Consider the following 12428-nt stretch of genomic DNA (forward strand, 5'->3'; position numbering starts at 1 on the left):
GGTGCCCGTGATGGCGATGCCGCAGAACGAAACGGTGCGCATTCTGATCGTCGACGACGAGGAGCGCATTCGCCGCCTCCTCCGCATGTACCTGGAGCGGGAAGGGTACGAGATCGACGAGGCGGCGGACGGTGTGGAGGCGCTCCAAAAGGCCCTCGAGACCGACTATGACCTCATCGTCCTCGATCTGATGCTGCCGGGGATGGACGGGATCGACGTCTGTCGCAAGCTGCGCGCGAAAAAGGCCACACCGGTGCTGATGCTCACGGCGCGCGGGGAGGAGACGAGCCGCGTCGAGGGGTTCGAGGCCGGCACTGACGATTACGTGGTGAAGCCGTTCAGCCCGCGCGAGGTGGTGTTGCGCGTCAAGGCTTTGCTTCGCCGTTCGTCGCCAACGGCCTACCTGCGTACCGACACGCACGCCCGCAACGTCATCGTTCTCCCCAACCTGATCATCGACCACGACGCCCATCGCGTGACGGTCGGCGACACGGAGGTTAACCTGACGCCCAAGGAATATGAGCTCCTCCATTTCCTTGCCCAGCATCCGGACAAGGTGTTCACCCGTGAGGAGCTGCTGCGTGAGGTGTGGCATTACGAGTTCTTCGGTGACTTGCGCACGGTGGACACCCACATCAAGCGGCTGCGCGAGAAGCTGAACCGGGCATCGCCCAAGGCGGCGGAGATGATCGTCACCGTGTGGGGCGTGGGGTACAAGCTCGAGGTGCCGCGCACGTGATCTGGCGCAGCGTCGTCGGCAAGTTGTGGGCGACGATCATCGGCCTGGCGTGCGTGGTGCTGGTCATTCTCGGTGCCTTGCTGCTCCAATTTTTAGACCGGTACTTTTATGAGAAGCAGTCGAATGACCTGAAGCATTTGGCCGAGCAACTGGTTGCGATGGTGGTCGAAAGCCCGGACCGCCAGGACGTCACCCGGCTGGCGCGGTCGGTGGTGGAAGCCCACGATACGCGGCTCGTCGTGATCGGCCTGGACAGCCAGGAGAAGCCGAAGCGTGTGCTGCTGGACGACCGGCCGCGTCGCCGCGCTTCGGTGCCGGAGGTGCCCCTGGAGGCGCTCCTGGGTCACACCGACCTGCAGGAGGTGCTGAAGGGCAAGGAAGTGGTGGTGCGCGGGCGCTTTCCCGTCGTCGAGGGGGACGGCAACGCCGGGGGTGCGCCGGTTGCGCAAGAGATCGTCGCCGTCGGTGAACCGGTGCCGCTCGGCGACGGGACGTATGGGGCCTTCATTCTCTACCGCACGCTGGAAGACGTGGAAAACACCATGACGCATATCCGGCGGCTCTTGCTGTACGCGGCCGGCATCTGCATCGTGCTGACCACGTTCTTCGCCTTTTTCCTTTCCACGCGCATCACCGAGCCCCTACGGCTGATGAAGAAGGCGGCCGATCGCATGGCGCAGGGCGCCTTCGACGCGCGGGTACCGATCCGCACGCGTGACGAGATCGGGGATTTGGCGCGCACCTTCAACCGCCTGGCCAACCAACTGGACGAAACCATCCACGCCCTGCAGCGGGAAAAGGAGCAGCTGGCCAGTATTTTGCGCAGCATGGCGGACGGCGTGATCACCGTCGACCGCGATGGGCGTGTGGTGCTGACGAATCCGCCGGCCGAACGCATTCTGCGCGCCTGGCAGGAAGGCGACGGCGCCGCACTCCCCACGCCGCTGTTGGGTCTCTTCCAGCGCGTGATGCGCGACAAGCGCGAGCTGTCCACCGATTTGCAGGTGCAAGGCCGCATCTGGTCGGTCGTGATGGCGCCGCTGTACGACCGTGATGACGTGCGTGGCGCGGTGGCCGTGCTGCGGGATATGACCGAGGAGCGGCGTCTCGACAAGCTGCGCAAGGATTTCATTGCCAACGTCTCCCATGAGCTGCGTACGCCGCTGGCCATGCTTCAGGGCTACAGCGAGGCAATGATCGACGACATCGCGGCCACACCGGAGGAACGCAAGGAGATGGCCCGCGTCATCTATGAAGAGACGCGACGTATGGGGCGCCTGGTCAACGACCTGCTGGACCTGGCACGGATGGAGGCCGGCTCCTTCCAGCTCGACCGGCAGGAGATCGATCCGGTGCCGTGGATTGACCGCCTGCTCCGGAAATTTGCCGCCATGGCACGGGAGCAGGGCATTACCCTGAAGGCTGAGGCAGTGGGCGATATCGGACCCTTGCACGTCGATCCCGACCGGCTGGAACAGATCCTGACCAATCTCCTCGACAACGCCTTCCGCTACACGCCGCCCGGGGGAACGGTGCTGGTGCGCCTGCGCGACGAGGGCACCGGCGTGTGGATCGATGTGGTTGACACGGGTGTGGGCATTCCGGAAGACGACCTGCCCTTTATTTTCGAGCGCTTCTACAAGGCGGACAAGGCGCGCACGCGGGGGCAGGCGGGTACCGGATTGGGCCTGGCCATCGTCAAGAACCTGGTGGACGCCCATGGCGGGTCGATTACCGTCAGCAGCAAGATGGGCGAGGGGACCCGTTTCACCATGTTTTTCCCGCGCACGGGCAGCGGTGAGGAGGATGGGCAAGAGCCTAAAACGCGTCCCTCCCGTGACACGGGCCGAGGGCCTGCATAAGGTAGAAGTGTCGTAGGCCAATTACCACGGGAGGGACCAGGATGGAAGCCAAGCGGGATCGACACGAGCACGACAGGGTGTCGGCGGCAGAACCGTCGCACCATCATCCTATGGACGGTGCGCCCATGTATCCAACCGACCACCGTTGGGACGATGCCCCCAGCGCGCATGCCGGTTCGCCATGCACGCGAGACGATTCGCATTACGGGGGGGCGATGATGCCCTACGGCGCGCCGATGCCCTACGGGGGCTATGACGCGGGAACTCCGGGGTACATGGGCATGCCCCATCCGCAGGAAATGTGCGCCTATTACCGCTGTATGCGTGCCTATTACGAGTGCCTGATGGCCTACCACCGTTACATGATGATGATGCGGGACCTGGAAGGCAGCCACCGGTAGGGGCAGCGAAAACGGGGAGCCGAAGCGGGGCTCCCCGTTGGTGTTTCCTTACCATTCCATTTCCATCACGCTGCGGATCTCGTCCAGCTCGCCGAGGGTGTCGAGGACGTCGGGGGAAGCGGGCTTGTCCACGGTGAGGATCATCATCGCGTGTCCACCGACGTCACGGCGGCTGACCTGCATCGTGGCGATGTTGATTCCGTGCTGGCCGAGGACGGTCCCCACGCGGCCGATGACCCCGGGCCGGTCGTAGTGGCGGATGAGGATGAGGTGGCCTTCCGGGGCCACGTCTACGGAGTAGCCGTCGATCTTGACGATCCGCTGGCCGAAGCCGTTGAGCAACGTGCCCGATGCCCGGCGCGTTTCCTGGGCCGAGGCGATTTCCACTGTGATCAGGTTGGTGAAGGCGCTCGGCTGGTTGGACTTTTGCTCGGTGACGCGGATGTCGCGCTCCCTGGCCAGGTGTGGGGCATTGATGAAGTTGACCGTCGCGCCCAGGTGGTAGGACAGCACGCACTTCAGGACGGATCGCGTCAGGAAACTGGTATCCGTCTCCGTCAGCTCGCCGGAGTAGGTGACCGTGATCGTCCGCGGCGCGCCAACCAGCGTGTGGGCGACAAGCCGGCCCAGCTTTTCGCACAGCCCGTAGTAGGGCTCCACCTTCTTCATTACGTGTGCCGGGATGGACGGCAGGTTGACGGCGTTCTTAAACGGCTCACCGCGCAGGATGTGCAGCACCTCTTCGCACACGTCGAGGGCCACGTTTTCCTGGGCTTCCACGGTGGAGGCCCCCAGGTGCGGGGTAACGATCACCTGCGGCAGGTCCACGAGAGGATTGTCCTTCGGCGGTTCCTCCTCAAACACGTCGAGGGCGGCACCGGCCACCTTGCCCGCGCGGATCGCCTCATACAGGGCAGCCTCGTCGATGATCCCGCCGCGGGCGCAGTTGAGGATGCGCACGCCGTCCTTCATCTTGCGGAAGGCGTCGCGCCCGATGAGGTGGCGCGTCTCCTTCGTCAGGGGCGTGTGCACGGTGAGGAAGTCGGCTTCGGCAAAGAGGGTGTCGAGGTCGGCCATCTCCACGCCCAGCTTGGCGGCACGCTCCTCGGTCAAGTACGGGTCGTAGGCCACCACGCGCATGTGGAAGGCCTTGGCCCGCTTGGCCACCTCCGACCCGATGCGCCCCAGGCCGACGATGCCGAGGGTTTTACCGGCCAGCTCGACGCCGACGAAGGACTTGCGGTCCCAGGTGCCCGCTTTGAGCGCGGCGCAGGCCTGGGGAATGTGCCGGGCGAGGGCCATCAGCATGGCGAAGGTGTGTTCGGCGGTGGAGATCGTGTTGCCGTCGGGCGCGTTGACGACGACGATTCCCTTGCGTGTGGCGGCCAGGAGGTCGATGTTGTCCACTCCGACGCCGGCACGCCCGATCACCTTGAGCCGCTCCGCTGCGTCGATGACGGCGGCGGTCACTTTTGTCTGGCTGCGGACGAGGAGGGCGTCGTATTCGGGAATAACGCGGATGAGTTCGTCTTCCGTCAGGCCCAGACGCTGGTCTACCTCGACGCCGTCGGCCTCGAGCAGCGGCTTGATTCCCTGGTCAGACAGCGGATCCGTGATGAGCACGCGATACATGGTTCACGTACACCTCCTGGGCTGCTTGTACCCCGCTGCCAAGGGCCACGGGGTAACCGACTTCGATCAGTGCGGTTTCCAGTGCGGCGATGACGGCGAGCACGTCGTAGGGCGCGCACCAGCCCATGTGGCCGATGCGGAAGATGCGCCCTTTCAGCTTCTTTTGCCCGCCGGCGAGGACGAGGCCGTGGCGTTGGCGCAGCACGGCGCGCAGCGATTCTGGATCAAGGGCGCGGCCGTCGAAGGGACCGACGGCGGTGACCGTGGGCGACGCCGCCGCGTCGTCGGCAAGGAGGGGGAGGCCTAGGGCCCGGATCGCCGCGCGCGTCATGTCGCGCAACAATGCGTGGCGGGCGATCACCTTGGGAAGGGACTCCTCCTCGATCATCGCCAGTGCTTCGCGCAGGCCAAAGAAGAGGGAGACGGCCGGCGTGTACGGGCTGGACGCGTCCTCCGCCGATTGGCGGTAGGCGAGGAGGTCGAGGTAGAAGCGCGGCGCGGGGTTCTCGGCGATGGCGTGCCATGCCCGCTCGCTGACGGCGATGAGCGCCAGGCCCGGTGGAAGCATCAGTGCCTTCTGCGATCCGGTGACGACGATGTCGAGGCCCCACGCGTCCATGTCGCAGGGCGCCCCTCCAATGGCGCTGACACCGTCGACGATAACGAGGGCTTCGCTTTCCTCGCGCACGACGCGGGCCAGGTCGGCCACGGGGTTGAGCACACCGGTCGACGTCTCGCAGTAGGTGAGGAACACCGCCTTCGCCTTGGGGTGCTGGCGCAGGAAGGCACGCAACTGGTCGGGTCCGGCGGCTTCGCCCCAGGCGATTTCCAGACGGCGGGTGACGATGCCGTACCGCTCGCAGATGGTGGCGAAGCGATCGCCAAAGGCGCCGGTAACCACAACGATGGCCTCTTCTCCCGGCGCCACGGCGTTGACCGCCGCCGCCTCAAGGGCGGCCGTACCGCTGGCGGTCAGGACGAGCACGCGCTGGCGCGTGCCGAAAAGCGGGGGAAGCCGTTCGGTCACCTCCGCGTACAGCCGCTTGAACTCGCCGCTGCGGTGTCCGATCATCGGGGCGAGCATCGCTTGCTGGATGCGCGGCGGAATCGGTGTGGGTCCGGGGATCCGCAAGTGGATGGCGTTCATGGACAGGGCCTCCTTTGATTGTTGGGCATTGAAAACAAAAAGCGCCTCCGCACCCCACACGACTGCCTGTGTGAGGGGCGAGAGGCGCATTCCTCGCGGTGCCACCCTCCTTCGCCGTCCCCTCGCGGAAGACGGCCTCAGCGGGTCCAAGACCCTGTGGATAACGGCACAACCGGACAGGCCTACTGACCAGCGGCGTTCAGCCTGCCGACTCGGGAGGGCTGGACGTCGGCGCGTGAACACCGGTTCGCAGCGACCACCGGCTCTCTGCAGTTCCCGCTACCGGTCCGTCTCCGTCATCGTCGATCGTGCGTATGGAAGGTGTCAACGGGTTGGTTTGTTGATAACTGTAGCACGGTGCCGCCGTGGCGTCAATAGGGAAAACGGGAACGATGTGAAAAGTTTACGGTACAACGTTCGGATATACCTGTTTTGGATGCGGGATTGGCTGGCGCTCGACCATGAAAGCGCTATGATTTCCGATATAACGCCGTTTTCCCAGAAGACCCGCTTTCATTTGCATTCGTGAACAACAACCGGTGGTTGCGGCCGCCCAACAGCTGTCGTTACGTTGCCAAGACGGGTTCGAGGCGATGCAAGATGTCCAAATAGTACAGCGCTTCGCGGCGCATGTGATCGGCAATCAACGGGGGGAAATTGGCTTGCCCGGTGGGGATGCGGCATGTTGTAAGGTCGCGGAGGGTTTTGCTTAGGTAGGCGCAAAACGCTTCGGTGGCTTTGCGGCTTTCGGTGAGCAGCTTGCGCATCCCCTGCCCGCTGCGTTCAACCTCCATGGCGAGGTGCAACAGTTCTTCGAAGGCCTTTTCAAAGGCCAGGGCCTCGCGGCGATAGGCGTCCTGTACCTCGGGCCGGAAGGTTAGGGCCAGGTGGCCGGCGTGTTCAGCGTGGGTACGCGAGAAAAAGAGAATTTCCTCCATGGCCACGGTGTGCAAGGTGGCGGGAGTAACCCTTCCGTACAACAGCCGCGGCAGGGTTTCGGCGCGACGGTTGCCGTCGGGCAACCCGAGAACGGCGTACGTTTTCGTGCGCAGGCCCGTTTTGGAGCGTTCCAGTGTTCCCACAAACCGGTCGGCTTCACGCCGCACATGGGCGCACAGAACCGCGGGGAGGATGGCCAATGCCTTGCAGTCTTCCAACGCTTGGATGATTTCGCGTTTGAACCGGATCAGTTCATTGACGACGTGGATCGTTTGTTCCCGCAGCGCATAGAGGGCATCGGTCGGGGCATGCGGAGAGGTGTGGATCGTCTGATCGTACAGCGCGTCTAGCCGGACGGCAAACCGGTCCGCTTCCCGAAAAAGCTCCTCCTGCGCCCGGTTGGGGTCCAGTCCCATGCGGATAAACTTGGCATGTTCGGCCATCAGGCGCGTCCACACCCGCATTTCTTCCAGCGCGGCCAACAGCCCTTCGCGGAGAATCGAAGGCTCGGGGACGGGAGGTTGGAGGAAATGCGGATCCAGCCAACGAGGGGGTATCGGGGAACGGTCGTCCATGACCCTCACTCCTTGTTGGGCGTTTGTCGCCGTTTACCCCTACGGTATGCGCTCCTCGTCGGCGAGGTTCTTGATGTGAAAAACGCGTCGGGTTTCTCCCGACGCGTTGCACCATGGCGTTACTTCTGCTCGTTGTAGCGCGCCACGCACTCGTCAATCAGCTTGGCCGCCGCTTCCGCGCCTTTCCAGCCGATGATCTTCGTCTCCTTGTTTTCCAGGTCTTTGTACCGCTCGAAGAAGTGGGCGATTTCCTTGAGGATGTGCGGCGGGACGTCCGCGATGTCCTTCACATGGTCCCACCGCGGGTCGTGGACGGGCACGCCAAGAAGCTTCTCGTCCTGCCCTTTGTCGTCGCTCATCTCCAGGTATCCGACGACGCGCGCGCTAATGACGCAGCCGGGGAAGGTGGGGAAGGTGGTGAGCACCAGGATGTCGAGCGGGTCACCGTCAAGGGCCAGCGTCCCCTTCAGGTATCCGTAGTCGGCCGGGTAGTGCATCGGGGAGTACAGCACGCGGTCGAGGCGGAAGACGCCTGCTTCCTTGTCGTACTCGTACTTGTTTTGGCTGCCCGCCGGGATCTCGATGAAGGCGTCGACGATACGGTTTTCTGTGGCCATGTTCCTCCTCCTTTGCTGCTTTTTTCTTGCATCTGCGTACCACCCTCAGTTTAGCAAGTTCAAAAGGGAAAGAAAAGGCTTGTTCGATCTTAATTGACCTCAAAGCCCCGTTGTTTGATGCGGACGTGGTAGGTAACGGTTACCTTTGCGGCGGGGAAACCCTTCTCGTCCCACGTTTTCTGCTGGCGTTTCCAGATGTCCGGATGCCGGGCTCGCAGGTAAAACCCCAGGTCGAACACGTCGGTTTTCCGCTGCTGGGCATAGCGGATGATCGCATGGGCGGTTTTCTCCAACTCGCGTTCCACCTGTTTCTCGTAAGCCCGCAGGAGTTGCGGCGAATCAAAGGGCGTGGGGCAGTTTTTCTCGTTGATAACCCCATCAAGGGTCACGTCAAGGTGCAGGAAAAGGGTGCCGTTTTCCATCCGCGCGTGGCGTTTCAGGTCGGCTTTCCGCGGCGTGAAGGTAAACGACCCTTGTTTGCCTTCCGGGCACGAGCAGGTGACGGTTCCCCCGTGGGTGCCCTGGCTCAGCTGCATGAACACCCACGTTTCGCCGGGGGAAAAGTGGCCAACCAGCCGGTCGTTGCGGAAGAGGGCCACACCCTCCCACTGGGCCGTTACCTGATGGGCCTTCAAGACGTTGGCTACCGGTTGCCGGGAAGTGTTGGACAGGTTGATCAAAAATTGTCCCAGGGTGATGTTGGGAATCCGTGCCTCTTCCGTGCCGGAGCGGACGATGTTGATCAGGTAGTCGGCCGGGATCTGCTCGAGATGGGGTGAAATTTTCAGTAACCGGTGTGCTTCTCCCGGAACCACCAACAACCAGATGTTGCGGCGAATTTCCGGGTGGCGGCGCAGCGCGTCGAGCTCGTCACGGAGGCCGGCCTTGGCCACGTCTTCGCTGATGATCAGGATCCGCGCCTGGCCCAAAAACAGCCGCTGGTTGGATGTGTTCTGAATGCGCATGAACGCTTCGGTGATATTCCGCGCTGCAGTGCTGAAGGTGTGCACGTTTTGCACGCCGGTTGCGCTACCGCCACCTCCGCCGCTGGCGCCGCCGATGATCTTCACCGGAATGGGCACTTGCACAGAGACGCGGATGCCGGCCGGGTGGCGGTCGAGGGCAATAGCAACGACGGAGGTGCGTTCCTCAATCTCTTTCCGGTCCCAGCAGCCGGTAACCCCCAGGAGAAGGAGGGCGCTGGCGAGCAGGGCGGCCGGTTTCCCGATGCGCATCACGTCGGTCGACCTCCCTTCGCGTCGGCGGGGTTGGGTGTGCCTGATGACGGTCCGTCCGATGAAGCCGTTTCGTGGTCGGGCATACGGCGCAAGAGCAGAAGCAGAAGCAGTGAATACGCTGCGGAGACGGCAAACGTGTAATAGCCGACGGCCTCGCTCCATTGGTCGACCCTGAGGAAATCACGCGGCCACAGCGCCAGGGCCATGGTGGAGACGAGGATGGCGAAGGCCATGAGGATTTTTCCTTTTTTCTTGAGGGAAAAAAGCCACTGGTTCAAAAGCAGGTGGGCGCCGATCGTGTTGGCCAGCGTGGAAAACACGGCCACCACCCACACGGTCAGAAAGGCGCTTTCGAGCCGTTCGAAAATGAGGCCAGGGAACGTGGTAACGCGAACCAGCTCAAAGGTGGGCCAGGTGAGGCGAACCAGTTCTTCGGAGCCGAACACGGCGAGGGCCACCGCCGTCACCAAGAAGTACAGAACGGCCGAGATGCCGATCCCGGCTGCCGCGGCCAGCGTGTTGCGACGGGAATGCGGGAGAAAGCTTCCGTAGATCGCCAACACGTCATGGCCTGAGAAGACAAAGCTCGCCGCAATGGTCCCGATGAACACGTGGGTGGGCGTCAGCTCGTGAAGCGGGTGCAACAGGTTGTACATTTCGGCCCGGCTCAGGGCCAATACGCCGATGACCACCAACGGGAAGACGAGGATGGGAAAAAGGAGTTCGTTGATGCGCATCTGCGCGTCGACGTTCATGAGGGCAAACAGTACGCTCGTGAGCAGCATCATGAATACGATAATGGCCACGGGAGTAGTGGGCAGGACGGTGGCGGCAATCACGTCGGCGAAGATCCGCGCCACGACGGCCGAGCTGAGCAAATAGGACCCCATCAGCGGCAACCACCACAGCACGCGGTACACCGTTTTGACCTGGCGATGTTGGAATGGTAGTGTTTGGTCGATCATCCAGAAAAATGATCGATTGGGGAATCGCCGGAACAGCCGCAACCACAGCCAGGTGGGCACGAAGTTGAGCAGGGCGGCGAGGGGAATGGCGACATAGCCGCTGCCCTGCGTTTCCTCGGCAATGTTCCGCGGCAGCGTGAGGACGCCCACGCCGATCATTGTGTGGGCAATGAGATATGCCAATTGTGCGGTCGTAATCACGGGAGGGAGCACGGTGACCACCTTCATGGGATGGATATCACAGGAGAACCGACGTTTGAGTCCGTTCCGGTCTGGCTCCTTGGCCCACCTAATTTTCGATGGCATCCGCCAGGTGTAGGGTGTCGAGGTCTTTGTCCACTTGCCACGGTCCACCGGTTCGTCGTCAGGGGTGGGCCGACGTGCCAGTTGCGCCGGGGAAAAACCAGATGAGATGCCGGCTTCACCAACGGAACCCCAACACAAGCAACAGAATGTCGGGGTGTACCCGTCGGTCCTTGTGGCGGTGGCCACCTCCCGCGGAAGGGTGAGCACGCCGACCCCGATGATCGTCTGGACGATGAACGCAAACAGCTGGCCGCCCGTAAGCAAGGGAGGAAGGGCCTTGGCATTCGAACCGGGGGGCTTCATGCCGGGCTTCCCTCTTCATCCGACGGCTGGCGCGTGGACGAGGTGTTGCGCACATCCTGACGGGGCCGGAAAAACTGCGGACGGGTGCGCAGGTATGTCCAGGGGAAGCGCAGCAGGATGTCCTTGGAATCGGCGGGGCGGAACGGGGTGATCGGCGCCAGGTACGGGACGCCGAAAGACTTGAGCGTCGACAGGTGCATCAGGATGAGCAACACGCCGATCATCAGGCCGTACAGGCCGAAACTGGCGGCCAGGAACATCAGCGGGAAGCGGAGCATGCGAAGCGGAATGGCCGCGCTGTAGCTGGGGATGGCGAAGGAGCCGATCGTCGTGACGCCGACGATGATCACCATCAGCGGGCTGACCAGACCGGCGCGCACCGCCGACTCCCCGATGACCAAGCCGCCGACAATGCCGATGGTCGGTCCGATCGGCCCCGGCAGGCGCACGCTCGCCTCGCGGAGGATCTCGATCATGACCTCCATCATGAGGGCCTCGACGATGGACGGGAACGGCACCGTCGCGCGCCCGGCGGCCATGGCGATGGCCAGCTCGGTGGGCAACATTTCCGGGTGAAAGGAGACGAAGGCGATGTACAGGGAGGGCAGGAGCAGGGAGATGATCAGGCTGAACAGGCGGATGACGCGCACCAGAGAGGCGATCAGCGCCCGCTCGTAGTAGTCTTCCGCCGCGTGGTAGAACTGGTGAAACACGGCGGGCACAATGAGCGCGAAGGGGGAGCCGTTTACCAGCAGGGCGATCTTGCCCTCAAGCAGGTGGGCGGCCACCTTGTCCGGACGCTCGGTGGCCTGCACCTGGGGAAACGGCGACCAGCTGGCGTCTTCAATCAGTTCCTCGAGGTAGCCGGAGTCGAGAATGCCGTCGATGTGGATGTTGTCGAGGCGTTGTTTTAGTTCGGCCAGCGCCTGGAGGTTGACGATGCCGTCGATGTAAAGGATGTAGACGTCGGTTTGTGTGCGCTGCCCAAATACCCGCCGTTCTACACGCAGGTCCGGATCGCGCAAGCGGGCGCGCAGCAGGCCCAGGTTGACGTGTGCGTTTTCCAGCAGCCCTTCCCGTGGTCCGCGCACCGCCGATTCCGTGCTGGGCTCCTCAACCGAACGCTTCTCCCATCCCTTAATGTCAACAGCCACGGCGCGGCTGGCGCCCTGCAGAAACAGGATCGCGTATCCCGATAGGAGGGCGCGCAGCGCGTCGGCCATCCGGTCCACCTCGCGAAGGCTCCCCACTTCCAGCAGGTCCCGCAGCTTGGCAGCGCCCACGTACGGCTCCGCGCCGCCCCCGTACTCGCCCAGCAGCGGTTCGAGAATGTGTTCGTTCAGGTGGCGTGCGTCGACCAGCACCTCAATGTACACAACGGCAGCCGGTGTTTTTCCGTGAATATGCAGGTGACGCACCTGGAGATCCGGTGGATTCCCCAGCCAATCCCGGATGCGCGCCACGTTTACGTCGACGCGCGTGTGCACGGGGGTATCCTCGGCGCGGACTTCGATTTTCTGCTCAAAGTACGCGCGAACCTCGGGACGCTCCGTCAGCGCCTGCTTTTTCCGCTTGCGCTTTCCTTTCCACATGGCCCGCAACCTCCCACCGGCTCCTTGTTCTTCTGATACCCGTTTGCCGGGAGAAACATGCAGAAGCGGAAGCGGAGAGGCGTGAGCGGAAAGATGTGATACAATGATGGCG

10 protein-coding genes are annotated in these 12428 nt (G+C 63.2%); 3 read left to right on the top strand and 7 right to left on the bottom strand.

Going from position 1 to position 12428, the window contains the following annotated elements:
- Positions 1–16 precede the first annotated feature (16 nt).
- The 3 genes from ACYQ0Z_RS07405 to ACYQ0Z_RS07415 are packed head-to-tail and all read left to right on the top strand — an operon-like array spanning position 17 to position 3002.
- Complete coding sequence (locus tag ACYQ0Z_RS07405) at positions 17–739, top strand: response regulator transcription factor (RefSeq protein WP_459868790.1); 723 nt, start codon at positions 17–19, stop codon at positions 737–739.
- Entirely contained in the window at positions 736–2601 is a 1866-nt protein-coding gene (locus ACYQ0Z_RS07410; protein ID WP_459866118.1) for an ATP-binding protein, read from the top strand. Before ACYQ0Z_RS07405 ends, ACYQ0Z_RS07410 begins: the two co-directional genes overlap by 4 nt.
- A 41-nt stretch (positions 2602–2642) precedes the next feature.
- Positions 2643–3002, top strand: a complete 360-nt coding sequence (locus tag ACYQ0Z_RS07415) for a hypothetical protein (RefSeq protein WP_459866121.1) — start codon at positions 2643–2645, stop codon at positions 3000–3002.
- A gap of 48 nt (positions 3003–3050) precedes the next feature.
- Here the strand turns inward: ACYQ0Z_RS07415 and serA are convergent, their stop codons facing one another.
- From serA to ACYQ0Z_RS07450, 7 genes are all read right to left on the bottom strand, one after another.
- Positions 3051–4634, bottom strand: coding sequence for a phosphoglycerate dehydrogenase (gene serA, locus ACYQ0Z_RS07420; protein ID WP_459866124.1), 1584 nt, complete (start codon positions 4632–4634; stop codon positions 3051–3053).
- On the bottom strand, positions 4600–5781 hold the full coding sequence (locus ACYQ0Z_RS07425) for a pyridoxal-phosphate-dependent aminotransferase family protein (protein WP_459866127.1): 1182 nt from the start codon (positions 5779–5781) through the stop codon (positions 4600–4602). Before ACYQ0Z_RS07425 ends, serA begins: the two co-directional genes overlap by 35 nt.
- Before the next feature lie 566 nt (positions 5782–6347).
- Positions 6348–7295: a DUF2935 domain-containing protein gene (locus tag ACYQ0Z_RS07430; protein WP_459866130.1), complete on the bottom strand. Its 948-nt coding sequence runs from the start codon at positions 7293–7295 to the stop codon at positions 6348–6350.
- Between the two features lie 119 nt (positions 7296–7414).
- On the bottom strand, positions 7415–7912 hold the full coding sequence (locus tag ACYQ0Z_RS07435) for an inorganic diphosphatase (RefSeq protein WP_459866133.1): 498 nt from the start codon (positions 7910–7912) through the stop codon (positions 7415–7417).
- Positions 7913–8001: 89 nt separating this feature from the next.
- Positions 8002–9147, bottom strand: a complete 1146-nt coding sequence (locus tag ACYQ0Z_RS07440) for a Ger(x)C family spore germination protein (RefSeq protein WP_459868793.1) — start codon at positions 9145–9147, stop codon at positions 8002–8004.
- Positions 9147–10724, bottom strand: a complete 1578-nt coding sequence (locus tag ACYQ0Z_RS07445) for a GerAB/ArcD/ProY family transporter (protein ID WP_459866136.1) — start codon at positions 10722–10724, stop codon at positions 9147–9149. Before ACYQ0Z_RS07445 ends, ACYQ0Z_RS07440 begins: the two co-directional genes overlap by 1 nt.
- Positions 10721–12316 (bottom strand): spore germination protein, encoded by a 1596-nt coding sequence (locus ACYQ0Z_RS07450; RefSeq protein ID WP_459866139.1) that lies wholly within the window; start codon positions 12314–12316, stop codon positions 10721–10723. Before ACYQ0Z_RS07450 ends, ACYQ0Z_RS07445 begins: the two co-directional genes overlap by 4 nt.
- Positions 12317–12428: the final 112 nt, after the last annotated feature.

The sequence above is a fragment of the Calditerricola yamamurae genome (assembly GCF_054654135.1).